Origin of the sequence: Auraticoccus cholistanensis, from assembly GCF_009742705.1 — a bacterium.
GTDB lineage: Bacteria > Actinomycetota > Actinomycetes > Propionibacteriales > Propionibacteriaceae > Auraticoccus > Auraticoccus cholistanensis.
Genome location: NZ_WPCU01000009.1, coordinates 57711 through 83285, shown reverse-complemented (window position 1 = coordinate 83285; position 25575 = coordinate 57711). Strand labels below are relative to the sequence as shown.

Genomic DNA, 25575 nt, shown 5'->3' with positions numbered 1-25575 from the left:
AGCCTAGGTGTCCGGCCGGCGGATCCCGGGCGCCCGCGCGGCGTGGCGCGGAGATTAGGGTGGCCGGCGTGGTGGGCACCGAGAGCGAGCTGGTCCGGCGGACCCGCGAGTGGTTCCCCACGGCGGCACGCGACCTGCCCTGGCGCCACCCCGGGGTCGGGGCCTGGGCGGTGATGGTCAGCGAGTTCATGCTGCAGCAGACGCCGGTGGCCCGCGTGCTCGAGCCGTGGCGGCAGTGGGTGGCGCGCTGGCCCGAACCCGCCGCCCTGGCCGACGCCCCGGTGTCGGAGGCGATCCGGGCCTGGGGACGGCTGGGCTACCCCCGCCGGGCGGTCCGGCTGCACGCCGCCGCGGTCGCCATCACCGAGCGCCACGGCGGCGTGGTGCCCACCGAGCTGGCGGCGCTGCTCGCGCTCCCCGGCGTGGGCAGCTACACGGCGGCGGCGGTGCTGAGCTTCGCCCACCGGCAGCGGCACGTGGTGCTCGACACCAACGTGCGCCGCGTGCTGGCCCGGACGCTGGACGGGCGCGCCCACCCCGACCCGGCACCCACGGCCGCCGAGCGGGCCCGCGCGGCCGCCCTGCTCCCGCAGCAGCCCGCCGAGGCCGCGGAGTGGGCGGCCTCGTCCATGGAGCTGGGGGCGCTGGTGTGCACCGCGCGCAACCCGGACTGCCCCCGCTGCCCGGTGCAGGACCTCTGCCGCTGGCGGGCCCTGGGCCACCCGGCCTGGGACGGCCCGCCCCGCCGCGGGCAGGCCTGGCACGGCACCGACCGGCAGTGCCGCGGGGCGCTGCTGGCCAGTCTGCGGGACACGGAGGAGCCGCTGGCACGCGAGACCCTGGTGGCGGGCTGGCCCGACCCGGCGCAGGCCGCCCGGGCCCTGGCGGGGCTGCTGGCCGACGGGCTCGCCGAGGAGACGGAGGGCCGCGTGGGCCTGCCCGGCTGAGCCCCACCGGGCGGCCCCACCTCCCCGGTCCCCGGCAGCGCTCGCCGAGGTGCCCGGCGACCTCCCGTCGTGCCACCATGGGAGGACCGACCACGACGAGGAGCCAGCACCATGTCCCAGCCGCCCACCTCGGGCCCCTACTCCGGTGACCAGCAGGGCTACGGCTCCGGTGGTCCGGGCTACGGCGCCGGTTCCTCCGGCAGCGCGGCGGACCCTCAGGGCCAGTCCTGGGGACAGCAGCCCTCCTACGGCCAGCAGCCCTCCGGCTCCGACCCCTACAGCCAGTCCTGGGGCTCGCAGCCGTCGCAGACCGCCTCCGACCCCTACAGCCAGGGCTGGAGCGCGCAGTCCTCGCAGAGCGCCTCGGACCCCTACGGCTACAGCCAGCAGAGCGCGTCCGACCCCTACGCCCCCCAGCAGGGCTACGGCATGCAGAGCTACCCGGCCCAGCCCTACGGCTACGCCCCGGTGCTGCCGGACCACCCGCAGTCGGTGACCGTGCTGGTGCTGGGCATCCTCAGCCTCGTGCTCGCCGGCGTCACGGGTCCCTTCGCCTGGTACATGGGCAGCAAGGCCCGCAAGGAGCTGCGCCAGAACCCGGGTCAGTACAAGGACGGCGGGATGCTCACCGTCGGGTGGGTGCTCGGCATCGTCGGCACCGCCTACCTCGCCCTGATGGTCGCGTTCTTCGTGGTGTACGTCATCATCATCGTCGCCATCCTCGGTATGGGCGTGGCCTCGTACTGACCCCTCGCACGGACGCGGGACGAGGGGTGGCGGAGCGGGTGGCCCCGGCGCTGGCCAGCACCACGCACGCCAGCGCCAGCCACTGCAGCGCGGTGAGCGCCTCCCCGAGCAGCAGCAGCGCCGCCAGCGCGGCCGCGGCCGGCTCCAGGCTCATCAGCACCCCGAACACCCGGGGCGGCATCCGCCGCAGCGCCGACAGCTCGGCGCTGTAGGGGATCACCGAGGACAGCACCCCGACCGCCACCCCCAGCAGCAGCACCTCCGGACGGAGCAGGGTGCTGCCCGCCGCGGCGACGGCCGGCCCGCCCACCAGCAGCAGCCCCACGACGCTGGCCACGGCCAGCCCCGACAGCCCCGACCACCGGCGTCCGGTGCGGGCGCTGCACAGGATGTAGGCCGCCCAGCAGGCGGCGGCGGCGAGCGCGTAGAGCACGCCGCTGACGCTCAGCCCGGTGGGGTCGAAGCCCAGCAGCGCCACCCCCGCACCCGCGAGCACCACCCAGACCACGTCGCGGAGTCGGCGTGAGGCGACGACCGCCACGGCCAGCGGGCCGAGGAACTCGATGGTGACCGCCATCCCCAGCGGGATCCGGGCGAAGGACTGGTAGATCGCGACGTTCATCCCGGCCAGCGCCAGCCCGAAGGCCAGCACCACCAGCCAGTCCCGCCGGGTGCGTCCGCGCAGCCGGGGCCTCGCCACCGCCAGCAGCACCGCCGTCGCGGTGGCCAGCCGCAGCAGCACCATCGCGGTGGGCGGCACCTGGCTGAACAGGTCCTTGGCCAGCGCCGCCCCCACCTGCACCGAGACGACCCCGGTGAGCACCAGCCAGGTGGCCGGCACCCGCTCGAGCAGGCCGTCGGCGGGCTGCTCGGTGCGGGTCACCCGGCGATGCTGCCACACCGCCCGCGCCCCGGGCGCCGGCCGGCCGGCCCCGGACGACGAAGGGCCCCGGGACGACGTCCCGGGGCCCTTCGTGTCGACCAGCGACGGTCAGGAGGCGTTGGCCTCGCCAGGCTCCTCGCCGGCGCCGTCGGCGGCCAGCGCCACCGGAGGCGTGTCCGGCAGGCTGGAGCGCGGCGTACCGGTGAAGGTGAACGGCTCCTCCGACCCCTCCTCGGCCACGTCGACCAGGACGATCTCGCCCGACTTCAGCTCGCCGAACAGGATCTTCTCGGCCATGTGGTCCTCGATGTCGCGCTGCAGCGCCCGACGCAGCGGACGGGCACCCAGCACGGGGTCGAAGCCCCGCTTGGCGATCAGCGCCTTGGCGGCCTGGGTGAGCTCGACACCCATGTCCTTGTCCTTCAGCCGCTCCTCGATCTGGGCGACCATCAGGTCCACGATCCGCTCGATGTCGGCCTGCGTGAGCTGGTGGAAGACCACGATCTCGTCGATGCGGTTGAGGAACTCGGGACGGAAGTGCTGCTTGAGCTCGTCCGCCACCTTGCTCTTCATCTTCTCGTAGCCGCTCTCCTGGTCACCGCTGCGGGTGAAGCCCAGGTTGACGCCGCGCGAGATGTCGCGGCTGCCCAGGTTCGTGGTCATCACGATGACGGTGTTCTTGAAGTCGACCACGCGCCCCTGGGCGTCGGTCAGCCGACCCTCGTCCAGGATCTGGAGCAGCGAGTTGAAGATGTCGGGGTGGGCCTTCTCGATCTCGTCGAAGAGGACCACGCTGAAGGGCTTGCGGCGGACCTTCTCGGTCAGCTGGCCACCCTCCTCGTAGCCGACGTAGCCGGGGGGCGAGCCGAACAGCCGCGACGCGGTGTGCTTCTCGCTGTACTCCGACATGTCGAGGGAGATCAGGGCGTCCTCGTCACCGAAGAGGAACTCCGTCAGCGCCTTCGTCAGCTCGGTCTTGCCGACGCCCGAGGGGCCGGCGAAGATGAACGACCCGCTGGGACGCTTGGGGTCCTTCAGCCCGGCACGGGTGCGCCGGATCGAGCGGGACAGCGCCTTGACCGCGTCGTGCTGGCCGATGTAGCGCTTGCCGAGCTCGGCCTCCATGTTCAGCAGCCGCGAGGACTCCTCCTCGGTCAGCTTGAACACGGGGATCCCGGTCGCCGACGACAGCACCTCGGCGATGGTCTCCTCGTCGACCTGGGCCACCACGTCGGTGTCCCCGGCCTTCCAGGCCTCCTCCTTCTCGGCGCGCGCGGCGGTCAGCTTCTTCTCGTCGTCGCGCAGACTGGCGGCACGCTCGAAGTCCTGCGCGTCGATCGCGGCCTCCTTCTCCAGCCGGACGGCGGCGATCTTCTCGTCGAACTCGCGCAGGTCCGGCGGAGCGGTCATCCGGCGGATCCGCAGCCGGGCGCCCGCCTCGTCGATCAGGTCGATCGCCTTGTCGGGCAGGAAGCGGTCCTGCACGTACCGGTCGGCCATCTGCGCCGCCGAGGCCAGCGCCGCGTCGGTGATGGTGATCCGGTGGTGGGCCTCGTAGCGGTCACGCAGCCCCCGCAGGATGTCGATCGTGTGCGCGATCGACGGCTCGGCCACCTGGATCGGCTGGAAGCGGCGCTCCAGCGCGGCGTCCTTCTCGATGTGCTTGCGGTACTCGTCGAGGGTGGTGGCCCCGATGGTCTGCAGCTCACCGCGGGCCAGCATCGGCTTGAGGATCGAGGCCGCGTCGATGGCGCCCTCGGCCGCACCGGCACCCACCAGGGTGTGGATCTCGTCGATGAAGAGCACGACGTCCCCGCGGGTGCGGATCTCCTTCAGCACCTTCTTCAGGCGCTCCTCGAAGTCACCGCGGTACCGGGAGCCGGCCACCAGCGACCCCAGGTCGAGGGTGTAGATCTGCTTGTCGCGCAGGGTCTCGGGCACGTCGCCGCGCACGATCGCCTGGCTCAGGCCCTCGACGACCGCGGTCTTGCCGACCCCGGGCTCACCGATCAGCACCGGGTTGTTCTTGGTGCGCCGCGACAGCACGGTCATCACGCGCTCGATCTCGGGCTCGCGACCGATCACCGGGTCGAGCTTGTTCTCGCGGGCGGCCTGGGTGAGGTTGCGCCCGAACTGGTCCAGGACGGTCGAGGACGACGGCGTGCTCGAGCCCGACTCCGGCGCACCGGAGCTGGCGGTCTCCTTGCCCTGGAAGCCGCTGAGCAGCTGCAGCACCTGGTTGCGGACCCGGTTGAGGTCGGCACCCAGCTTGACCAGCACCTGCGCGGCGACGCCCTCGCCCTCGCGGATGAGGCCGAGCAGGATGTGCTCGGTGCCGATGTAGGTGTGGTTGATCTGCAGGGCCTCACGCAGGCTCAGCTCGAGGACCTTCTTGGCGCGAGGGGTGAAGGGAATGTGGCCCGTGGGCGACTGCTGGCCGTGGCCGATGATTTCCTCGACCTTTTCGCGAACCGCTTCCAGGGAAATGCCGAGCGACTCGAGCGCCTTCGCGGCGACGCCCTCGCCCTCGTGGATCAGCCCGAGCAGGATGTGCTCGGTGCCGATGTAGTTGTGGTTGAGCATGCGGGCCTCGTCCTGGGCGAGCACCACGACCCGGCGGGCTCGGTCGGTGAAGCGTTCGAACATTGCCATCTCCTCACACGGTGCTGTTCTGGCCGATGTCGGGAGTAGGCCCCGGTCAGCACCTGGTTCAACTCTAGTCAGGACCACGGCCGGATCACCGTCCTCCGTCGGGTCGGCGCCCCGGAGGCGGGCCGCCGTGCGGTCCTGCTCCCTCAACGGCGCGGAGCCCGGCGGATGTTCCACCGCCGTGTTCGCCGTCGGCGCAACCCCTCACCGACCACCAGACGGACCCCGGGACGCCACCGGCGCCCCGACCGGGTGGTCGGGGCGCCGGTCGCAGCCTCCCGCAGCGTCAGCTGTGCGCGCGCTCGTAGGCCTCGCGGACCTCGGTGGGCACCCGTCCTCGACTGCTCACCTCCATGCCGTTCTCCGCGGCCCAGGCGCGCACCTCGGTGGCGCTGGCGCGGCCCTCGTTGCGCGGCGCGGCGCTGGCGCGCTTGCGCCGGCCACCGGAACGGCGGGCGTGCCCGACCCACGGAGCGAGGTCGGCACGCAGCTTCTCGGCATTGCTGTCCGACAGGTCGATCTCGTACTCGACACCGTCCAGCGCGAATGTCACCGTCTGGTCGGCGGGACCGTTGTCGACGTCGTCGGTCAGGACGATCTCGACCCGTTGCGCCATATCTGTTTTCCCTCTCGTCACAATTCATCCCCGAAATGGTGTGGTGTTTCGAGGTTAGTGCACGAAAGCAAAGACCCGCAGGCAAATGGCCCGGAACCGCGTGGCGGTTCCGGGCCGGGTGGAGGGGCGCACCGGGTGGGCCCGGTGCGGGGATCAGGCCTGACGGCGCTGCGGGACGAAGATCTCCTCCGCCGTCACGGCGCTGAGGTCGACCACGGTCGGGTGGTTGCCGTCGGACCAGATCTGCTCGGCCGTGGGCAGCGGGCCGACGCCGCGGCGGGGCATGGTGACGACGTCGCCGGAGGTGAGCTCGGTCAGCTCGGCCTCGCGGCGGGCCAGCTCGGCGCGCAGCTCGGCCACCTCGGTGTCGCGGGCGGCGACCTCGTGCTGCAGGGCGGCCTTGTCGCCCCGCAGGGTGGCGACCTGGGGCAGCAGCTTGGCCAGCTCGCGACGCAGCCCGGTGACCTGCCCGCGCAGCGTGGCGACCCGGTGCTCGAGCACCTCGGCGTGGCGGCGCTGGGCGGTGAAGCGGCCCTCCAGGGTGTCCAGCACGGCCATGGTGTCGGCCCGCTCGGCCTGCACCTGCTCGCGGTGGCGCTCGACGTGCTGGCGCAGCTCGGTGGCGTGCTGGGCGCGGAGCCGGCGGACGGTGCGCTCCAGCGCCGCCCAGGCGATCCACACCGCGACCACCCCGGTCAGCACGGCCAGCACCACGGCGAGGCGCACCAGCCAGATGGAGCCGAAGGCCAGGGCTGCGGCCAGCACGGACCCCGCGGCGAGGACGCCGATGCACAGGGTCCGCCCGGTGGGGACGACGGTGGTGGATCGCGTGGAGGGGGTCGTGGTGCTCACGCTCGGATGCTACTTCGGAACCGGCCCCGGATCAGGGACCGGCACGACCCTCTGCGTCGTCCTCGGGATTTTCCTCGTCCTCGTCGCCGGGCACCCGGCAGGCGCGCTCCAGCGCCAGCCCCGCCACCGTCAGCAGGACGCCCGCGACCGCCGCCACCAGGGACACCACCAGCCGCTCGCGGGGGGACTCGGCCTCCAGCCGGGTCCAGAAGCTGAGGCCGTAGGCGAGGTAGCCGCCCAGCACGGCGGCGCCGCCGATGGCGGCGGCCTTGCCCAGCGCGAGCCAGACCACGGCCCGGCTCGGCTCGACCCGCTCCCGGCGGACCTGGATGCGGGTGTGGGCGGAGCGGGCGAGCAGGGCGACGAAGGCGACCAGGACGAGCAGCGTCGCGGGTGAGAGCCACGGCACCTGCGGCGGGGCCGCGTCCAGCGCCCGGTACGCCGCGGAGACGCCGTACCCCAGCAGCGCCCCGATCACCAGGGCGACCCCGAGCACCGACCAGGCGGTCGGCTCGACCGGGGGCGGCGCTCCCTCAGTCCTCGAGGGAGAGGTCGTCACGACGCCGGACACCGGAGGTGTCGAGGGACTCGAGGAGGTCGGCGATCATGCCGTGCCCGGGGATCTCCCCCGCGGGCTCGACCTCGGCCCACGGCACCAGCACGAACGCACGCTCGTGGGCGCGCGGGTGGGGCAGCCGCAGGTCGGGGCGCTCGACCTGGGCCCGGCCGACGACGACCAGGTCGACGTCGAGGGTGCGCGGGCCCCAGTGCTCGCGGCGGACGCGGCCGTAGGCGTCCTCGATGGCCAGCGCGCGCTCGAGCAGGGTGGTCTCGTCCAGGGTGGTCTCGGCGAGCACCACGGCGTTGAGGAAGGGCGGGTTGTCCGCCGGTCCGCCGACCGCGTCGGTCTCGTAGACCGAGGACACGTCGACGACGATGACGTCGGGGGTGTCGCGCAGCGCGGCGACCGCCCCCTGCAGGTTGCTCAGCGGGTCGCCGTCGTTGGAGCCCAGGGCGAACACCACCTGGCGGATCGGCTTCATCCCGCTGAGGGTGTCGGCGTCGATGGCGTAGGGGTTGGGGGACGTCATGATGGCTTGCTCCTCGTCAGGGTGACGGACACGTCGTCGACCGGTACCCCCACGGGGGCCTGGGGCTTGTGGACCGTGACCTCCACGCGCGTCACCGGCGCGAAGGACAGGGCCGTGGTGGCGACGCGCTCGGCCAGGGACTCGATCAGCTGCAGCGGCTCGCCCTCGATGTCGGCCAGCACCCGCTGGGACAGGATCCCGTAGTGCACGGTGGCCTCCAGGTCGTCCTCCCGGGCGGCACGGGTGGAGTCGAGCCAGCAGGTCAGGTCGACCAGGAACGGCTGACCCACCTCGCGCTCGAAGTCGTGGACGCCGTGGCGCCCGTAGCCGCGGATCCCACGGACCGTCACGCGGTCCGGCTCGTCGACGGCCTGCCCGTGCTCTGGCTGCATCACTCTCACCTCCTGCCGAGCCGACCCTACCCAAGGTCGGGTGCGGGTGCTGCCGTCCGTGCTCACCCCGACGACCCGTCGACCGGCCCGCCAGCGCCCTCCGCTGCCAGCCGGCTGAGGACCCGCAGGGCGTCGACGTGGGGACGAACGGTGTGGGTCCGGACCGCCCACACGCCGCGCTCGGCCAGCACCGTGGTCAGCGCCAGGGCGGCGGCGTCCCGCTCGCCGGTCGGGCGGGGCTCGCCGGTGACCGGGTCGGCCAGCAGCGCCCCCAGGAACCGCTTCCGGGAGACCCCGACCAGCAGCCGGTGCCCCAGGCCGGTGAGGGTCCCGACGGCGGCCAGCAGCGCCCAGTTGTGCTCGGCGGTCTTGGCGAACCCGATGCCGGGGTCGAGCACCAGCCGCTCGGGGCGCACGCCGGCGGCCAGCGCGGCCTCGACCCGCTGCTCCAGCTCGCGGCGGACGTCGGCCACCACGTCGTCGTAGCGGGCCAGGTCGGCCATCCGGGCCGAGTGCGCCCGCCAGTGCATGGCGACGTAGTCCACGCCGGCGTCGGCGACGCAGCGCAGCATGGCGGGGTCGGCGAGCCCGCCGGACACGTCGTTGACCACGACGGCCCCGACCTCCACGCAGGCCTGGGCGACGGAGGCGCGCATGGTGTCCACCGAGACCGCCACCCCCGCGGCGACGAGGTCGCGGACCACCGGCAGCACCCGGCCGAGCTCTGTGGGGGCCGCCACCCGCGGTGCCCCGGGGCGGGTGGACTCCCCGCCGACGTCGACGAGGGCGGCGCCCTCGGCCCACAGCCGCAGCCCGTGCTCGACCGCGCGGTCGTGCTGCAGCCACCGCCCGCCGTCGGAGAAGGAGTCGGGGGTGACGTTGAGCACGCCCATCACCACGGTCCCGGCCGGGCGGGCCGCGGGCTGGGCTGCGGGGACGGTCACGAGCGCACGATCAGGCTCATCGCCTCGGCGCGGGTGGCCGGGTCGCGCAGCTGGCCGCGGACCGCGCTGGTGACCGTCCGCGAACCGGGCTTGCGGACGCCGCGCATGGTCATGCACAGGTGCTCGCAGTCGATCACCACGATCACCCCGCGCGGGCGGAGGTGCTCCTCCAACGCGTCGGCGATCTGGGTGGTGAGCCGCTCCTGGACCTGGGGCCGCTTGGCGTACAGGTCGACCAGCCGGGCCAGCTTGCTCAGCCCGGTGATCTTGCCGTCCTGACCGGGGATGTAGCCGACGTGGGCGCGTCCGGTGAAGGGGACGAGGTGGTGCTCGCAGCAGCTCCAGACCTCGATGTCGCGCACCAGCACCATCTCGTCGTGGCTGAGCTCGAAGGTCGTGCTCAGCACGCTCTCGGGCTCCACCCCCAGGCCGGAGAACATCTCGGCGTAGGCGCGGGCCACCCGGGCGGGGGTGTCGACCAGCCCGTCGCGGTCGGGGTCCTCGCCGATGCCGATCAGCAGCTCGCGGACGGCGCGCTGGACCCGGGCGTGGTCGAAGCCGGGCGGACCCGCCGGGGCGGGCTCCACCGCGGCGGACGCCTTCGCGGCCTCTACCGCGGTGGACGCCTTCGCGTCGGGGACGGGGGTGTGGTCGGACACCTTCGCTCCTGTGGGGCTGGCTGCGCCTCAGCGCAGGGAGGTCGACACGCGGGTCAGCGCAGCGGGCCCTGCGGCCCGCTGGGGCCCTCCGGCCCCAGCCCGCCGGGCTGCTGCTGCCAGCCGGGCAGGCCGTCGCTGCCGTCGCCGGGTGCGGTGTCCTCGCCCGGGACGTGCCCCGGCGGCAGGACCGCCCCACCGGCCGGGTGCTCGATCTCGGGCGCCGAGCCGTTGGTCCGCGGCGGGCGGACCGGCGGCAGCTCCGAGGGCACCCGGGTCTCCGAACCCGTCCACGGCGGGCGCTTGGGCCAGCGCTGCAGCGGCTCGAAGATCTTCGCCACCTGGGCCTTGTCCAGGGTCTCCTTCTCGAACAGCTGGCGGACCAGCTCGTCGAGGACGTGGCGGTTGGCGCTCAGGACGTCGAAGGCCTCCTGGTGGGCGGTGTTGATCAGCGCCGCCACCTCGGCGTCGACCACCGCGGCGATCTCCTGGGAGTAGTCCACTCCCCCGCCGCCGCCCATCTCGCGGCCCAGGAACGGCTCGTGGTCGCCCGAGCCGAGCCGGATCGCCCCGACCCGGCTGCTCATGCCGTACTGGGTGACCATCGCGCGGGCCACCTTGGTGGCCTTCTCGATGTCGTTGGCGGCACCGGTGGTCGGGTCGTGGAAGACCAGCTCCTCGGCCGCCCGGCCGCCCAGCATGTAGGCCAGCTGGTCGAGCAGCTCGCCGCGGGTGTTTGAGTACTTGTCGGCGTCCGGCATCACCATGGTGTAGCCGAGGGCCCGCCCGCGGGGCAGGATCGTCACCTTCTGCACCGGGTCGGTGCCCGGCATCGCCGCCGCCACCAGGGCGTGGCCGCCCTCGTGGTAGGCCGTGATCAGCCGCTCGCGCTCGTTCATCAGCCGGGTGCGCTTCTGCGGCCCGGCGATGACGCGGTCGATGGCCTCGTCGAGGTCGGCGTTGGTGATGGTTCGCTTGTTGGAGCGGGCGGTCAGCAGGGCGGCCTCGTTGAGCACGTTGGCCAGGTCGGCACCGGTGAACCCGGGCGTGCGCCGGGCCACCGAGGCGAGGTCGACCGAGGGGTCGACCGGCTTGCCCTGGGCGTGGACCTTGAGGATCTGCAGCCGGCCGTTGAGGTCGGGGGCCTCGACGGCGACCTGGCGGTCGAACCGGCCGGGTCGCAGCAGGGCCGGGTCGAGGACGTCGGGACGGTTGGTGGCCGCGATCAGGATGACCCCGCCACGGACGTCGAAGCCGTCCATCTCGACCAGCAGCTGGTTCAACGTCTGCTCGCGCTCGTCGTGACCGCCGCCCATGCCGGCGCCGCGGTGGCGGCCCACGGCGTCGATCTCGTCGATGAAGACGATGGCCGGGGCGTTCTCCTTGGCCTGCTCGAACAGGTCGCGGACGCGGGAGGCGCCGACACCGACGAACATCTCGACGAAGTCCGAGCCCGAGATGGAGAAGAACGGCACCCCGGCCTCGCCGGCCACGGCACGGGCCAGCAGCGTCTTGCCGGTCCCGGGCGGGCCGTAGAGCAGCACGCCCTTGGGGATCTTGGCCCCGACGGCCTGGAACTTCGCCGGCTCGGCCAGGAACTCCTTGATCTCCTGCAGCTCCTCGATGGCCTCCTCGCAGCCGGCCACGTCGGCGAAGGTCGACTTCGGGGTGTCCTTGTTGGCCACCTTGGCCTTCGACTTGCCGAACTGCATCACGCGGCCGCCGCCGCCCTGCACGGAGTTGATGAGGAAGAAGAACAGCGCGCCGATGATGATGAACGGGATCAGCGTGGTGAGCAGCGTGCCCAGGAAGCTGGGCTGGGGGTTCTCGCCCTCCCAGCGCTGCAGGGTGCCCTCGGCGACCCGCTCGTTGAGCCGGTCGACGATCTGCTGGCTCTGCCCGCCGACCCAGACCGCCTTGATGCGGCGCTCCTCGCCCTCGGTCTTCTCGACCAGGATCTGCTGCTCGCCGTCGCGCAGCGTCACGTTGGTCAGCGGCTCGTCGCCGTTGATCACCGCGACCACCTCCGACGTCGGCGTCTCGCGGTAGGAGTTCGAGGAGTCGAAGAAGTCCAGGGCGATGACCACGACGATCATCACCAGGATGATCCACAGGAAGGGCCCGCGGAGGATGCGTTGGAAGTTCATGACCTGCCTTGAGAACGGGGCGCCCCGGCGACTTCTGGGCACCCAGACCTTACCCGGCCGGGGGGAACGCGGGCACCCGCTCGGCAGGACCGCCCGCGCCGGTCAGCTGTAGACGTGCGGTGCGAGGGTGCCGACGCTGGTCAGGTTGCGGTAGCGGCCGTCGTAGTCGAGGCCGTAGCCGACGACGAACTCGTTGGGGATGTCGAAGCCCACGTAGTCCACCTCGACCTGGTTGGCCAGCGCGTCCGGCTTGCGGAACATCGTCATGATCTTGAGGCTGGCGGGCTCGCGGGAGAGCAGGTTGGTGATCAGGTAGGACAGCGTCAGACCGGTGTCGATGATGTCCTCCACGACCAGCACGTGCCGTCCGGCGATGTCGGTGTTGAGGTCCTTGAGGATGCGCACCACACCCGAGGACTGGGTGCCCGAGCCGTAGGAGGAGATGGCCATCCAATCCATCTCGCAGTGGCTGACCAACGCCCGTGACAGGTCGGCCATCACCATCACCGCGCCGTTCAGCACCCCGACCAGCAGGATGTCGCGGCCGTCGTAGTCGGCGTCGATCTGGGCGGCCAGCTCGACCAGGCGCTCCTGCACCTGCTCCTTGCTGAACAGCACCTCGGTCAGGTCGTCGGAGATGTGCACTGCGTCCACGGGGGCAAGCCAACCACGCGGGCCACGGGCGGCGCCACCGCGGGGGTCGGGCGGGGGTCGGGACCCGGGCCCGGGTCAGGACGTGGTGAGCCGGCCGTCGCGGCGTCGCACCCGCACACCCGGGACGTCGATGGGGCCCTGGCCCCGCCACGAGGTGAGCAGCGCGTCGACCGCCAGCACGTGGTCGTGCCCGGGCTGGCGGGCGCCGCGCTCGAGCAGCCAGCGCCGCAGCACCCGGTGCCGGACCGCCGGCGGCAGCGGCAGCAGGTCGGCGCAGAGCGGCTCCGCCTCCGTCCGGTGCCGGCCGGCCAGCTCGTCGAGGGCCTCGGCGTCGCGCCGGCAGAGGTCGGCGGTGCGGGCCAGCGCCTCGGCCAGACCCGGGCCGAGCTCGGCCTCCAGCAGCGGCAGCACCCGGTGCCGGACGCGGGCCCGGGTCAGCGCCGGGTCGGCGTTGGTCGGGTCCTGCCAGGGCTGCAGCCCCAGCTCGCGGCAGCAGGCCTCGGTGTCGGCGCGCCGCAGCCCCAGCAGCGGCCGCAGCAGCGGCCCCCGCCGTACGGCCATCCCGGCCAGGCTCCGCGGGCCCGAGCCGCGGGCCAGGCCGAGCAGCACCTGCTCGGCCTGGTCGTCGAGGGTGTGGCCCAGCAGCACCACCGCGTCGTCGACGCCCGCCTCGGCCAGCAGCGCCCGGTGGCGGGCGTCCCGGGCGCTGGCCTCGGGACCGCCCGGGCCCTCGACCCGCACCCTCACCACCGTGCCCGGGAGGCCGAGCCCGCGGCACCGCCCGACCGCGTCGGCGGCCGCCTCCGCCGACCCCGGCTGCAGGCCGTGGTCCACCACCAGCACCCGCGCCGGCCTCGGCTGCTGCCGGACGGCCTCGGCCACCCCGGCGGCGAGCGCCAGCGAGTCGGCGCCGCCGGAGCAGGCCACCAGCAGCGGCTGCCCGCCGGGGGCGTGCTCGGCCAGCGCCCGCCGGACGGCGACGGCGACCCGCAGCGTGGCCGGCCCCAGGGCGCGACGGGCCACGGTCAGCGGGTGCGATCCAGCCAGCGGCGCGGCTGGTGGATCTCCTCGAGGGTGGGCAGGGTCTGGGGGGAGGTGAAGACGGTGTTGAAGCCGTCGACCCCCACCCGGCGCACGACGTGGCGCACGAACCGGGCGCCGTCGCGGTACTGGGCCAGCTTGGCCTCCACCCCCAGCAGCCGGCGCACGACCCGGTCCGGGCCGCCGCGCTCGCGGCGGCGGGTGAAGCGGTGCCGGATGGTGCGCACCGAGGGCACGACGTCGGGACCGACTCGGTCCATCATCACGTCGGCGTGGCCCTCCAGCAGCGACATGACCGCGGTGATGGCGTCGATCCGCTCGCGCTGCTCGGCGGTGGTGAGCAGGTCGACCAGCGACCCGTCGCCCCGGCGGGCGCCGGGACGGAGCCGGCGGACCAGCCGACCCAGCACCTCCGGGTCGCCCAGGTCGGCCTGGGCGAGCACGTCGGCGAGCAGCAGCCGCAGGTGGTCGGGCAGCCAGCGGGCGTGGCCGAACTGCACCCGGTGGGTCTCCTCGTGCAGGCACACCCACAGCCGGAAGTCCTCCGGGTCGACCCCCAGCTGGCGCTCGACGGCGAGGACGTTGGGCGCGACCAGCAGCAGCCGCCCGGGGACGCCCTGCTGGGCGGCGAAGGGGTCGTACTGGCCGAGCACCCGGGTGGCCAGGTAGGACAGCAGCGCGCCCATCTGGACGCTGGCCGAGGACGACCCGCTCCGCCGGCCCGGCGACGGCTCGGCCAGCCCGGCCAGCAGCGTCGAGAAGGACTGCACGTTGGCCTCGATCCAGCGTCGGCGGTCGACCACCAGCACCTGGCTGTCCTGCGGGGCGTCGAGCCCGGTGACCTCGCGGACGTGCCCCGCCGCCCGGGCGGCGTGGCGGTACAGGCTGTCCACCACCTGCCGGGCCTCGGCCGGGCTCACCTGCGGACCACCGGGCACCAGCCGCCGGCCGGTGCCCACGGCCAGCCGCTGGTCGATCCGGGGCAGCGGGCTCATGGCGAGAACTCTAGGTGGCGCACCCGGTCCCCGGCGCCGCGTGCGGTGTGCCGGGTCGCCGCGCGGCAGGGGTCAGCAGCCGCAGGAGGCGAGGGCCGCGGTGGCCCGGTCCAGCCAGACCCGGGCCAGGTAGTCGTTGTCGGCGGAGTTGACCAGCAGCGCGAAGGCGAGCAGCCGGCCGTCGGCGGTGCGCAGGTACCCGGCGAGGGAGTGGGTGCCGCTCAGCGTGCCGGTCTTGGCCCGCACGGTGCCGCGGCCGGCGGCGGTGCCGGTGTCGACGAAGCGGCTGGTGAGGCTGCCGGTGCCGCCCGCCAGCGGCAGGCCGGTGGCCAGCGGGCGCAGCTGCGGGTGGTCCGGGGAGAGGGAGGCCGCCACCAGGGCGCTGAGCGTGGTGGAGGTGACGCGGTTCTGCCGCGAGAGCCCGCTGCCGTCCCGGGTCCGCCGGCCGTCGTCGTCGATCCCCAGCTCGTCCAGCACGGCCCCGACCGCGGCGGCCCCGCCGTCGGAGCTGCCCGGTCCGCCCGCGGCCAGGCCGGCGTGACGCAGCAGCAGCTCGGCCACGTCGTTGTCGCTGTGCAGCAGCATCTGCTCCACCAGCACCGCCACCGACGGCGAGCGGACCTCCGCCACGACCTCCCCCGAGCCACCGGTGCCGGAGGTGTCGACGTCGCCCACACGGACCCCGCGGTCGGCGAGCAGCTCGGCGAAGCGCTCCAGCGCGGCCGCGGCCGGCTGACGCTCGCGACGGCCGGGCGAGACGCCGTCCAGCTGGCCCTGGTCGGCCACCAGCGCCGAGACCGGGGTGACCTGGTTGCGGTAGTTCTCCGGCCAGTCCGGGTTCCAGGCCGGGCCCTCGAAGAGCCGCTCGTCCAGCCCCAGGTCGACCCGGCCGCCGCCGGCGCGCTGCACGGCCTCCGCGGTCTGCGCGGCCAGCTGCTCCAGGCTGGCGCGGCGCGGGTAGCCGTCCTCGGTGGCCCCGGTGAGCAGCGGGTCGCCGCCGCCGACCAGCACCCACACCTCGCCGCGGCGCTCGACGGTGGTGCTGAACTCGTGCTCGGGTCCGAGCAGCTGCAGCACCGCCGCACCGGTGAGCAGCTTCTGGGTGGAGGCGGGCATGCTCGCCGCGTCACCGCCCTCGTGGTGGACCAGCTCGCCGTCGGCGACGTCGGTGACCGAGACGTCGGCGCGGCCGCCGACGTCTCGGCGGGAGACGTCGCGCAGCCGCTCGGCCAGCCGCCCGGCCGAGACCGCCTCCCCCTCCCCCGCCGGCGGCAGCAGCTCGGGCGCGCCGGCCGGTGCGGGCGCCGGTGCCGGGGGCCCGGGCCGCCGCAGGTCGGGCGGCAGCGTGGCGCTGCCGCCGTCGACGAGCCAGCCCGCGGCGTGCAGCGCGGGGCGCCCCCACAGCGCGGCGGCGCCGGCCAGCAGCCCCAGCACCAGGACGAGCGAGAGCAGCCCGACCAGGACGCCGCGGGGGCCGCGGGTCCAGCGCCCACCGGCGCGGACGGAGGTCGTCGGCGGGGTCAAGGTCGGGGTGGTCCTCACGCTAGGCTCTGGGCAACTTCGTACCAGGACGTGCACTGGTACGGGCCGAGCACACGAATGGGGAGACTGTGGCAGAAGAGTACGCGGAGCCGGCGCAGACACAGGGGCGGAACCAGCGCCCGCCGTTCGGGATCAGCTTCGACGTCACGATCGAGATCCCCAAGGGCGGCAAGAACAAGTACGAGATGGACCACGAGACCGGCCGCATCCGGCTGGACCGGACGCTGTTCACCTCCACCCAGTACCCGGCCGACTACGGCTTCATCGAGCAGACCCTCGGCCAGGACAGCGACCCGCTGGACGCGCTGGTGCTGATCGCCGAGCCGACCTTCCCCGGCTGCCTGATCGAGTGCCGCGCGATCGGCATGTTCCGGATGACCGACGAGGCCGGCGGCGACGACAAGGTGATCTGCGTGCCGCTGGACGACCCGCGGCGCGACCACTGGCACGACATCTCCGACGTGCCGGTGATGATGGTGCGCGAGATCGAGCACTTCTTCACCGTCTACAAGGACCTGGAGCCCGGCAAGTCGGTCGAGGGCGCCACCATGGTCGGCCGCGAGGAGGCCGAGGCCGAGATCCGGGCCAGCCTGGAGCGGGCCAAGGGCACCCACTACGAGAAGAAGAACGTCAACCTCCACTGAGCTGGTGGACCAGCCGCTGCCGGCCGCCTGCCACGTCGCTCTCGTCGCGGCGGGCAGCGCGGCCGGTGCGCTGCTGCGGGCCGCCCTCACCCAGCTGGTCCCCGGCCCCTGGCCGGTGCTGTGGGTGCTGGACGTGGGCGGCGCGCTGCTGCTCGGGCTGCTGACGGGCTGGTCCTGCGGACGACGCCGCGGCCGCTGGCTGGTGCCGCTGCTGGGTCCCGGCGTGCTGGGCGGGCTGACCACCTTCTCCGCGGTCACGGTGCTGGCAGCGGGCTCCCCCGGCCCCGGACCGCTCGCCGCGGTGCTGGGCATGACCGTGGCGGGGGTGCTCGCCGCCTGGGCGGGCCTGCTGCTCGCCGGCACCGGCTCCCGCTCCCGTGCTGGTGGGCCCGACGGCCCCGGGGAGGCCCCGTGAGCGGCTGGGAGTGGCTGGCGGTGGCGGTCGGCGGGCTGGCCGGTGGCGCGCTGCGCGGCTGGCTGGGTCTGCTGCTGCCGTCCACCGGCGACGGCTTCCCCCGCGCGGTGCTGGTGTGCAACGTGGTGGGGTCCTTCGTGCTGGGGCTGGCGGCGGCCCTGCTGCTGCCCGGCTCGGGGACGCTGGCGCTGGTCGGGACCGGCTTCTGCGGCGCGCTGACCACCTGGTCCACCTTCAGCCTGGACCTGGTCGCCCTGCTGCGGACCCGGGCCCGGCGCACCGCCGCGGTCTACGCGCTGACCAGCCTCGGCGCCGGGCTGGCCGCCGCCTGGGCGGGGCTGCAGCTCGGGGCGGCGCTGGCCGGCTGAGCCGCCGCGCGCCCGGCTGCGAGAGGATGGGCGGGTGCCGAGCTACCTGATGATGATCGCCCCCTCCGGGAACCGGGTCTACGCCGCCGGGTCGGCGCCGCTGGCGGCGGCCGAGCTCGAGGTGTGCGGGGCCGGGGCCTTCACCGGGGTGCGGCCGGTGCGGCTCGCCGGGGCGGACTACCTCGCCTTCGACTCCGGGCCGGGGCTCGACGACGAGGCCCTCGCCGTGCTGGCCGGGCAGTCGCTGCGGCTGGCGGTGTTCGAGCGGAGCGGCAGCGAGGACGACCCGCTGCTGCGCCCGCTGCCGGTGCCGGAGACGTCGGTGCTGGACGAGGACCTGGTCACCATCCCCAAGTACCCGGGCAAGACCAACGAGCTGTTCACCCGGCTGCTGCTCAACGTCACCTGCGCCCAGGTGCGCACCGGCGCCCGTCAGGACGGCCGGCCGCTGACGGTGCTGGACCCGCTGTGCGGGCGCGGCACCACCCTGACCACGGCCTGGCTGGCCGGGCACCACGCCGCCGGGGTTGAGGGCGACCTCAAGGCCGTCGAGCAGACGGCCGCCTTCCTCAAGACCTGGCTGCGGCGCAAGCGGCTCAAGCACACCGCCGACCTCACCCCGGTCCGGCGCGAGGGCAAGAGCCTGGGCAAGCGGCTCGACGTGGAGGTCCGCCCCGAGCAGGGCCCGCCGCTGTCGCTGACCGTGTTCAGCGGTGACACCCGCAGCTCGGCGCAGCTCTTCGGCAAGCGCCGCTTCGACGCCGTGGTGACCGACGCCCCGTACGGGGTCGTGCACGGCAGCACCACCGACGTCCGCGGGGTGAGCGGGCGCCGCGACCGCACGCCGGGCGGGCTGCTCCGCGAGGCCGTCCCGGTGTGGGCCTCGCAGCTGCGCCCCGGCGGCGCGCTCGGGGTCTCCTGGAACACCCTGGGGCTGGCCCGGGAGGACCTGGCCGGGATCTGCCGCGAGGCGGGGCTGGAGCCGCTGGACGGCGGCCCCTGGCACTCCTTCTCCCACCGGGTGGACGCCTCCATCCAGCGCGACCTGCTGGTGGCCACCAAGCCGCGCTGAGACGCAAGGCCTCCTCCGGCTCAGCCCAGCCGGGCCCGGGCCCAGCCCAGCTGACGGGCCTGCTGGTAGGCCTGGCCGCCCTCGTGGCCGTTGTACTCGTAGACCGCGATCTCCTTCTCGGCACGCCACTCCGCGTAGGCGGCGTAGACGGTCGACGGCGGGCAGACGGTGTCGAGGAGCGCCACCGAGAACAGCGTCGGGCACTCGGCCCGGCGGGCGAGGTGGACGTTGTCGAAGTAGTTGAGGGTGTTCAGCACCTGCTCACCGCGGCCGCGCCAGCCCTTGAGGTAGGCCTCGATCTCGGGGTACGGACCGGCGGAGGCGATCTCCAGGGAGCGGCGGAAGTCGCAGAGGAAGGGGACGTCGGGCATGGCCCCGGCGAGCCGGACACCGGCCTTCGGCGCCAGCCCGGCCGCGGCGATCGTGATGGCGCCGCCCTGGCTGCCGCCGGTGACCAGCACCCGGTCGGGGTCGACCTGCTCCAGCGAGGCCGCCACCTGCAGGGCGCGGACGGCGTCGGTGTAGACCCGGCGGTAGAAGTAGGTCTGCGGGCTCTCCACCCCCGACGTCATCGAGCCGGGGTAGTGCGAGGACGCCGCGGCGGCGTCGGGGTCGGGCGTCGGGTCGACCCCGCCCTGCGACCAGCCCTGGCCGCGGGTGTCCACGGTCAGGTGGGCCCAGCCCGCCAGCGGCCACGGGGCCATCTGCTGGGGCAGCCCGCGCCCGCCGGAGTAGCCGTGGAACTGCACCACCACGGGCAGCCGGCCCTGGTGCCCGGCCGGCAGGTGCAGCCAGGCCTTGATCGGCGCGCCGCCGTAGCCGGCGAAGGTGACGTCGTAGGTCTCCACCAGCGTCAGGCCGGTGTCGACGCGGCTGAGCACGACGTCGAGGGGGTGGTCGTTCTCGGCCAGGGTGGTGGTCCAGAACTCGTCCAGGTCGTCGGGCTCGGGGGTGGTGCAGCGGTACTCGAGCAGCTGGTCCAGGGGCAGGTCGACACGTGGCATGCCGGACAGACTAGGGGTCGTCGCCGGGCCCGACCGCGCGGGTCTACGGTGAGGACATGACCCGCTGGCTGCACCTGGTGCGCCACGCCACCACCGAGGACGGCCGGCCCGGCCGGCCCGACCGCGAGCGCCGTCTCACCGAGCGGGGACGGGCCGAGGCGCGGGCGCTCGGGGAGCACCTGCGCGGCGGCTCCTGGCCGCTGCCGCTGGTGTGGTGCTCACCGGCCGAGCGGGCCCGCGCCACCGCCGAGCTGCTCGGGCTGGGCGTCGACGTGCAGGTCGAGCCGTCCCTCTACCGGGCCGGACCGGAGGAGCTGCTGGAGCTGGTCGCCGGCTGCGACCCCGAGCTCCCCGGCCTGCTGGTGGTCGGCCACAACCCGACCGTGGCCGAGCTGGTGGCCCGGCTCGGCGCCGGGCACCCCGACCACGGGCTGCTCGGCCGCGGCTTCCCGCCCGCCGGCTGGGCGCTGCTCGAGCTGGACGACGGCTGGACCGACGTGGCCTCGGCCCGGCTGGCCGGGCTGCGGCTGCCCTGACGACTGGCCGGGTGGGCCTCAGCGCCCCAGCTCGGGGCGCCGGGCCGTCGTGATGCCCTGCTTCTCCAGCTTGCGGCGGTCGAACCAGTTCGCGTTGCGGACGTTCAGCGTGCCCATCCCCACCGAGCCGTGCAGCACCAGCAACGTGCCGCCCGGCTGCGGGCTGGTGGGCAGCTTGCAGTGCGCGGACCCCCAGCCGGTGCGCAGCCGGTCCACGTTGGCCGCCCACGTCTCGGGGACCACGATGGTCACGCTGCCGGCGCTGCCGATGACGCGGATGTCGACCACCGGTGGGGCGACGGCCTGCAGGCAGTCCAGCTTCACCGAGCCCAGCGAGGCGTTGATCTCGATGAACGGGGGCACGTCCCAGCGTCCCGTCCGGGCCACGCTGGACCAGCCGGCGTCGAGCACCAGGCGGTCGGCCTCGGACGACCCCGGGGTGCTGGCGAGCCGCGGCTCCACACCGGGGCGGGGGCGGGTCAGCGCCGTCGACGGCGGTTCGATGGGCAGGTCGGCGACGAGCGGGTCGAGGTCGGAGAAGTAGCGGGCGCGCAGCGCGGCGTCCACCCGCTCCTGCATCTCCTCCATGGTGATCCGCCCCTCGGCCATGGCGTCCTGCAGGACGGAGGCCACCAGGTCGCGCTCGCGGTCACCGATCCGCAGCTGCGGCTGCTGCTCTGACATGTGCCGAGCGTAGCGACGTGCGGGTGCGCCGGGACAGGCTGCCAGGAGCACCCTTATCCCGTGGACACACCTGCCGGCCGGGGGCATCGTCGTGCCCGTGACCCCCGACGAGGACGTGCGGCAGGAGGAGATCTGGGACGCCGTGGCCGCCCAGCGCTACGACACCCCGGGCACCGGGATGTTCGCCGAGGAGGTGCTGGGCCCGACGGTCGACCGGCTGGTCGAGCTCGCCGACGGCGGCCCGGCGCTGGAGCTCGCCGTCGGGACCGGCCGGGTGGCCGTCCCGCTGCTGCAGCGCGGGGTGCCGGTGACGGGCATCGAGCTGTCTCAGCCGATGGTCGACCAGCTGCGCACCAAGGTCGACGCCGACGCGCTGCCGGTCGTGCTGGGTGACATGGCCACCGCCACGGCGCCGGGGCGGTTCTCGCTGGTGTACCTGGTGTTCAACACCATCTCCAACCTGCTGACCCAGGCCGAGCAGGTCGCCTGCGTCCGCAACGCGGCCCGCCACCTGCTCCCCGGTGGGCGCTTCGTGGTCGAGCTGTGGGTGCCGCAGCTGCGCGTCCTGCCGCCGGGCCAGCCCGGGACGGTGTTCACCGCCGAACCCGGCTACATCGGCCTCGACCTCCTCGACCCGGTGACCCAGCGGCTGGTCTCCCACCACTTCCGCTTCGGGCGGGGACGCGAGGCCGAGCTGTTCCGCAGCCCGCACCGCTACATCTGGCCGGCCGAGCTCGACCTGATGGCGCAGCTGGCCGGGCTCGAGCTCGAGAGCCGGCACGCCGACTGGCGGGGCACGGAGCTCACCGCGGAGTCCACCTCCCACGTCTCGGTCTACCGCCTGCCGGCGGGCTGACCCCCTTCCCCACGACCGGCGGCGGGCACAGCCGGCGCACCTACACTCGTGCCATGTCGACCACCCTCGAGCCGCGCGGGCGGCTGCTGGGCGCCGTGGCGCCGGCCCTGCCGCCGCTGGTGCTCACCGTGCTGATGTGGCTGAGCGAGCTGGTCGACACCGTCCTGGGCGGCTTCCTGGACCAGTTCGGCATCCAGCCCCGGGAGGTCGACGGGCTGGCGGGGGTGCTCGCCTCGCCGCTGCTCCACAGCGGGCTGGCCCACCTGGTGGCCAACACCGGTGCCTTCGTCGTGCTGGGTGTGCTGACCGCCCTGATCACCCGCCGGTTCTGGGCGGCCACGCTGGGCATCGCCGTCCTCGGCGGGCTGGCCGTCTGGCTGCTCGGCGCCGACGGGACGGTCCACATCGGGGCCAGCGGACTGGTATACGGCTACGCCACCTTCCTGTTCTGCTGGGGCATCTTCGTCCGCCGCGCGCTGGCGATGGCGGCCTCGCTGTTCGTGCTGCTCGCCTACGGCGGCATCGTGTGGGGCGTGCTGCCCACCCAGTCGGGGGTCAGCTGGGAGGGCCACCTGTTCGGCGCGCTGGCCGGGGTGCTGATGGCCTGGCTGCTGGCCCGGCGGCAGCGGGTGGTCGCGGGCCGCCGCCGCTGACGCGCCCCACCTCGCCGCGGCCGGTCGGGGACGCACGAGCGGGTGGGGACGTGACGTCCCCACCCGCTCGACCGGTGCTGCCGGTGCTGGTGCTCAGCGCTTCCGGGTGACCTGCACCACCGACGGGCGCGGCCCGCGCCACTCGCCGCGGCGCGGCTTGGCCCCGGCGGGCACGTAGTCGGGGAAGTAGGACTGCTGGTCGTCCCAGCTGCCGTCCTCACCCGGGTGCTGGACGGCCACGAAGACCGAGCCGTCCTGGTCGTGGATCACCGGGCCGCAGGTCTCGGCCTGGTTCGGCACGGCCAGGAACTGCGTCAGGTGACCGCGCTCCGCGCCGGTCAGCGGCACCCGGTGCAGGGCGTCGGCCTTGCCGATGGTGCCGGGCTGGCCGTCGGTGGAGATCCACAGGTTGCCCTCGGAGTCGAAGGCCAGGTTGTCGGGGGAGGAGATCGGGGCCACCGGGCCGTCCCAGCCGGCGAAGTAGGTGCCCTCGGTGCTCTCGTCGCCGCAGACGATCAGGATGTTCCAGTCGAAGCTGGTGGCACCGGCGCGGTTGCCGCGCTCGGTGATCTCGATGATGTGGCCCTCCTTGTTGTTCACGCGCGGGTTGGCCGCGTCCGTGCCCGGGTTCTGCCCCACCCCACGGTTGGTGTTGTTGGTGCAGGCCACGTAGACCTTGCCCGAGTGCGGGCTCGGCTCGACGTCCTCGGGACGGTCCATCGGGGTGGGACGCAGCTTGTCGGCGGCCTCGCGGGTGAAGACGAGGACCTCCTCGACGCTCATCTGCGGCACGCGGGACTCCCCGTCCACGACCAGCGGCAGCCAGACGCCGCGGCCCAGGTTGTCGTTGTCGGGGCGCTGGGAGCCGCTGAAGCGGGCCACGTAGAGGTCGCCCTCGGTGAGCAGCTGCAGGTTGTTGCGACGGGCCTTGGCGGAGCCGCCCTTCATGAACTTGCGGCTGGAGACGAACTTGTACAGGTAGTCGAAGCGCTCGTCGTCACCCATGTAGGCCACCACGGTGCCGTCCTCGTCCACCCGGACGTTGGCCCCCTCGTGCTTGAACCGGCCCATCGCGGTGTGCTTGCGCGGGGTGGAGGTGGGGTCGCTCGGGTCGATCTCGACGATGTAGCCGAAGCGGTTCGGCTCGTTGCGGTAGGCCTCGGAGGTGGCGTCGAAGCGGGGCTCGATCGCCTCCCAGCCGTAGTTCGAGGGGCGGTTGTTCAGGCCGTAGCGGGCGCTGCCGCGGGCGCTCGGGTCGGCCTTGAAGTAGCCGTTGAAGTTCTCCTCACCCGACAGGATGGTGCCCCACGGGGTGGTGCCGCCGGCGCAGTTGCCGATGGTGCCGAGCACGGTGGTGCCCTCGGGGTCGGCCGCCGTCTTCACGAAGTCCGAGCCGGCGGCCGGGCCGGTCAGCTCGAAGGGGGTGCTGGCGGTGATGCGCCGGTTGCGGGGGGCGCCCTTGATGTAGCGCCACTGGGCGCCCTTGCGGTTGCGCTCCAGCTCGACCACCGCGAAGCCGTGGGCGGCCATCGTGGCCTTGAGGACCTGCTCCTCCTCGGCGGCGGAGCGCGACGGCGGGAACATGATGTTGCGGTTGGTGTACTCGTGGTTGCAGCACAGCAGGGCCTTCTTGCCGTTCTTCTCCACGAGGATGTCGAGGTAGTCGTTGTTGTACCCGAACTGGCGCTCCTGGGCCTCGGGGTCCGGGTTCTCCGGGTCGAAGGCCGGGGAGTCGTGGAACAGCGGGTCGCCCCAGCGGATGATGGCGCGCCACTCGTAGCCCTGCGGGACGGTGAAGGCGTCCTCGGCGGCGTCCACGGCGGCGATGGGGGTGAACGGCAGCTTGCCGCGGACGGCCTTCTCGCCGGGCGCGCGCGCACCCTCGGTGGCGGCGGCCGGGAGCGGCTGCCCGACGGTGAACGGGATCGCGGCGGCGGCGGCCAGCGCGCTGCCGCCCAGCAGCACCGAACGGCGGCTGAGGGCGGCCTCGGCCACGTCGCGGAAGCTGGGCTCGCTGCTCTGGTTGGGCACCGGCGAGTCGCAGGCCGAGTCGCACTTCAGGTGGCAGGTGACGGCGCTGCGGCTGCCGTGGGTCTTGCCGAGCATGGGAAGGAACTGCACAGGGATCTCCTCGGTCGGGGCGCGCTCCCCCCGGAGCCACGCACGGTGCGACCAGCCAAGGAGGGCCGGGTGAACGGCAGGTGACGAGCAGCCGTCAGCGGCGTCAACCTCTGGAGAGGGTGTTATTTCGTCACGCCGCTGCTGCGGATATCGCCCTGCCCGCTTACCAGACGGTGTAGCCGCCGTCCACGCCGTAGTCGCTGCCGGTGACGAAGCTGGCGGCGTCGGAGAGCAGGAAGGCCACCACCGGCGCGATCTCGTCGGGGCGCCCCGGACGTCCCATCGGCGTCAGCCCGAACCACCGCCGGGTCATCTCCGGGTCGCGGGCGACCACCTCGTCGAGCAGCGCGGTGGCGGTGTAGCCGGGCGAGACCGAGTTGACCCGCACCCCCCGGCCGCCCCACTCCCCCGCCAGCGACCGGGTCAGCATGATCACCCCGGCCTTGGACACGTTGTAGCCGACCTGGTTCTGGGGGGTGTTGGAGACGTGGCCCGACATCGAGGCGATGTTGACGATGGCGCCCGACCCCTGCTGCAGCATCTGCCGGCCCACCTCCCGGCAGCAGTAGAAGACGCCGTCGAGGTTGACCTGCAGCACCCTGCGCCACTGCTCGTCGGTCATCGACTCCGCGTCGGCGTTGACGGTGACGCCGGCGTTGTTGACCCAGCCGTCGACCCGGCCGTGCTGGCGCACCACCGCGGCCACCGCCTCGGCCACCGAGGCGGGGTCGGTGACGTCGACGGGGACGAAGCCCGCGCCGATCTCGGCGGCGGTGGCGGCACCGCGCCCGGCGTCGACGTCGGCCACCACCACGGTGCCGCCGCCGGCGACGAGGGCTTCGGCGATCGCGCGTCCGATGCCCTGCGCGGCACCGGTGACGGCCACCACCTTGCCGGAGACGTCGACCGCCGACGTGCCTGCCGATCCGCCCATGCCCCTCCTCGCCCTGCGCCGGGCGGCCCGCCGTCGGGCTCCGCGCCAGGGTCCGGCGACCACGCTACCGTGAGGTCGTCGCGGGTCGCGGGGAGGCGGTCCGACCGTTTCGGCCGAGGACTCCCCGGGTAC

General features: G+C 73.9%; 27 protein-coding genes. 9 read left to right on the top strand and 18 right to left on the bottom strand.

Annotated features, from left to right (window positions below; translation table 11 throughout):
• Positions 1-68: 68 nt before the first annotated feature.
• Both GC722_RS13305 and GC722_RS13300 read left to right on the top strand, forming a co-directional pair.
• Entirely contained in the window at positions 69-947 is an 879-nt protein-coding gene (locus tag GC722_RS13305) for an HhH-GPD family protein (RefSeq protein WP_331714803.1), read from the top strand.
• 111 nt (positions 948-1058) lie between these two features.
• On the top strand, positions 1059-1694 hold the full coding sequence (locus GC722_RS13300) for a DUF4190 domain-containing protein (protein WP_156610976.1): 636 nt from the start codon (positions 1059-1061) through the stop codon (positions 1692-1694).
• Here the strand turns inward: GC722_RS13300 and GC722_RS13295 are convergent.
• The 14 genes from GC722_RS13295 to dacB form a co-directional block, all read right to left on the bottom strand.
• Positions 1654-2577 carry an EamA family transporter gene (locus tag GC722_RS13295; RefSeq protein WP_331714802.1) on the bottom strand — a complete coding sequence of 308 codons (924 nt, stop codon included), beginning with the start codon at positions 2575-2577 and terminating at the stop codon, positions 1654-1656. The two genes, GC722_RS13300 and GC722_RS13295, sit on opposite strands and share 41 nt — an antisense overlap.
• Before the next feature lie 108 nt (positions 2578-2685).
• Positions 2686-5223, bottom strand: coding sequence for an ATP-dependent Clp protease ATP-binding subunit (locus GC722_RS13290; protein WP_156610974.1), 2538 nt, complete (start codon positions 5221-5223; stop codon positions 2686-2688).
• 289 nt (positions 5224-5512) lie between these two features.
• Positions 5513-5842, bottom strand: coding sequence for a histone-like nucleoid-structuring protein Lsr2 (locus GC722_RS13285; RefSeq protein ID WP_156610972.1), 330 nt, complete (start codon positions 5840-5842; stop codon positions 5513-5515).
• Positions 5843-5995: 153 nt separating this feature from the next.
• Positions 5996-6694, bottom strand: coding sequence for a hypothetical protein (locus GC722_RS13280; RefSeq protein ID WP_156610970.1), 699 nt, complete (start codon positions 6692-6694; stop codon positions 5996-5998).
• A gap of 31 nt (positions 6695-6725) precedes the next feature.
• Positions 6726-7190 carry a DUF3180 domain-containing protein gene (locus GC722_RS13275; RefSeq protein WP_156610968.1) on the bottom strand — a complete coding sequence of 155 codons (465 nt, stop codon included), beginning with the start codon at positions 7188-7190 and terminating at the stop codon, positions 6726-6728.
• 37 nt (positions 7191-7227) lie between these two features.
• Positions 7228-7785 carry a 2-amino-4-hydroxy-6-hydroxymethyldihydropteridine diphosphokinase gene (gene folK, locus GC722_RS13270; RefSeq protein WP_156610966.1) on the bottom strand — a complete coding sequence of 186 codons (558 nt, stop codon included), beginning with the start codon at positions 7783-7785 and terminating at the stop codon, positions 7228-7230.
• Positions 7782-8177, bottom strand: coding sequence for a dihydroneopterin aldolase (gene folB / locus GC722_RS13265; protein ID WP_156610964.1), 396 nt, complete (start codon positions 8175-8177; stop codon positions 7782-7784). The genes folK and folB overlap by 4 nt, the downstream gene beginning before the upstream one ends.
• 62 nt (positions 8178-8239) lie before the next feature.
• Positions 8240-9070: a dihydropteroate synthase gene (gene folP, locus GC722_RS13260; RefSeq protein WP_156611054.1), complete on the bottom strand. Its 831-nt coding sequence runs from the start codon at positions 9068-9070 to the stop codon at positions 8240-8242.
• Between the two features lie 47 nt (positions 9071-9117).
• The gene (gene folE / locus GC722_RS13255) at positions 9118-9708 is read right to left on the bottom strand and encodes a GTP cyclohydrolase I FolE (RefSeq protein WP_331714820.1); all 591 of its coding nucleotides are present in this window, start codon (positions 9706-9708) and stop codon (positions 9118-9120) included.
• A gap of 125 nt (positions 9709-9833) precedes the next feature.
• Positions 9834-11924: an ATP-dependent zinc metalloprotease FtsH gene (gene ftsH, locus GC722_RS13250; protein WP_156610962.1), complete on the bottom strand. Its 2091-nt coding sequence runs from the start codon at positions 11922-11924 to the stop codon at positions 9834-9836.
• A 102-nt stretch (positions 11925-12026) separates the two neighbouring features.
• Positions 12027-12578 carry a hypoxanthine phosphoribosyltransferase gene (gene hpt, locus GC722_RS13245; protein WP_331714801.1) on the bottom strand — a complete coding sequence of 184 codons (552 nt, stop codon included), beginning with the start codon at positions 12576-12578 and terminating at the stop codon, positions 12027-12029.
• Between the two features lie 75 nt (positions 12579-12653).
• Complete coding sequence (tilS, locus tag GC722_RS13240; RefSeq protein ID WP_331714800.1) at positions 12654-13601, bottom strand: tRNA lysidine(34) synthetase TilS; 948 nt, start codon at positions 13599-13601, stop codon at positions 12654-12656.
• 2 nt (positions 13602-13603) lie between these two features.
• Positions 13604-14614: a zinc-dependent metalloprotease gene (locus tag GC722_RS13235; RefSeq protein ID WP_156610960.1), complete on the bottom strand. Its 1011-nt coding sequence runs from the start codon at positions 14612-14614 to the stop codon at positions 13604-13606.
• 72 nt (positions 14615-14686) lie between these two features.
• Positions 14687-16138, bottom strand: coding sequence for a D-alanyl-D-alanine carboxypeptidase/D-alanyl-D-alanine endopeptidase (gene dacB / locus GC722_RS13230; protein ID WP_197430154.1), 1452 nt, complete (start codon positions 16136-16138; stop codon positions 14687-14689).
• 86 nt (positions 16139-16224) lie between these two features.
• Between dacB and GC722_RS13225 the strand changes: the two genes are divergently transcribed.
• The 4 genes from GC722_RS13225 to GC722_RS13210 are packed head-to-tail and all read left to right on the top strand — an operon-like array spanning position 16225 to position 18655.
• A complete protein-coding gene (locus GC722_RS13225; protein WP_408609316.1) occupies positions 16225-16800 on the top strand; it encodes an inorganic diphosphatase in 576 nt (191 codons plus the stop codon).
• A 4-nt stretch (positions 16801-16804) separates the two neighbouring features.
• Positions 16805-17215 (top strand): CrcB family protein, encoded by a 411-nt coding sequence (locus tag GC722_RS13220; protein WP_197430153.1) that lies wholly within the window; start codon positions 16805-16807, stop codon positions 17213-17215.
• On the top strand, positions 17212-17583 hold the full coding sequence (locus GC722_RS13215) for a FluC/FEX family fluoride channel (protein ID WP_331714799.1): 372 nt from the start codon (positions 17212-17214) through the stop codon (positions 17581-17583). The genes GC722_RS13220 and GC722_RS13215 overlap by 4 nt, the downstream gene beginning before the upstream one ends.
• A gap of 34 nt (positions 17584-17617) precedes the next feature.
• The gene (locus GC722_RS13210) at positions 17618-18655 is read left to right on the top strand and encodes a TRM11 family SAM-dependent methyltransferase (protein WP_331714798.1); all 1038 of its coding nucleotides are present in this window, start codon (positions 17618-17620) and stop codon (positions 18653-18655) included.
• A 20-nt stretch (positions 18656-18675) separates the two neighbouring features.
• Here GC722_RS13210 and GC722_RS13205 read toward each other — a convergent pair whose 3' ends face one another.
• Positions 18676-19659: an acetylxylan esterase gene (locus GC722_RS13205; RefSeq protein WP_156610952.1), complete on the bottom strand. Its 984-nt coding sequence runs from the start codon at positions 19657-19659 to the stop codon at positions 18676-18678.
• Between the two features lie 56 nt (positions 19660-19715).
• Between GC722_RS13205 and GC722_RS13200 the strand changes: the two genes are divergently transcribed.
• Entirely contained in the window at positions 19716-20195 is a 480-nt protein-coding gene (locus tag GC722_RS13200; protein WP_156610950.1) for a SixA phosphatase family protein, read from the top strand.
• 18 nt (positions 20196-20213) lie between these two features.
• Here GC722_RS13200 and GC722_RS13195 read toward each other — a convergent pair whose 3' ends face one another.
• On the bottom strand, positions 20214-20879 hold the full coding sequence (locus GC722_RS13195) for a DUF1707 SHOCT-like domain-containing protein (RefSeq protein ID WP_197430152.1): 666 nt from the start codon (positions 20877-20879) through the stop codon (positions 20214-20216).
• 97 nt (positions 20880-20976) lie between these two features.
• Between GC722_RS13195 and GC722_RS13190 the strand changes: the two genes are divergently transcribed.
• Both GC722_RS13190 and GC722_RS13185 read left to right on the top strand, forming a co-directional pair.
• Positions 20977-21735: a class I SAM-dependent DNA methyltransferase gene (locus GC722_RS13190; RefSeq protein WP_331714797.1), complete on the top strand. Its 759-nt coding sequence runs from the start codon at positions 20977-20979 to the stop codon at positions 21733-21735.
• 53 nt (positions 21736-21788) lie between these two features.
• Positions 21789-22388 carry a rhomboid family intramembrane serine protease gene (locus GC722_RS13185; RefSeq protein WP_156610946.1) on the top strand — a complete coding sequence of 200 codons (600 nt, stop codon included), beginning with the start codon at positions 21789-21791 and terminating at the stop codon, positions 22386-22388.
• Positions 22389-22481: 93 nt separating this feature from the next.
• On the opposite strand, the gene GC722_RS13180 is transcribed toward GC722_RS13185, so the two are convergent.
• Positions 22482-24509 (bottom strand): PhoX family protein, encoded by a 2028-nt coding sequence (locus GC722_RS13180; RefSeq protein WP_331714796.1) that lies wholly within the window; start codon positions 24507-24509, stop codon positions 22482-22484.
• A gap of 163 nt (positions 24510-24672) precedes the next feature.
• On the bottom strand, positions 24673-25443 hold the full coding sequence (locus GC722_RS13175) for an SDR family NAD(P)-dependent oxidoreductase (RefSeq protein ID WP_156610944.1): 771 nt from the start codon (positions 25441-25443) through the stop codon (positions 24673-24675).
• Between the last annotated feature and the right edge of the window lie 132 nt (positions 25444-25575).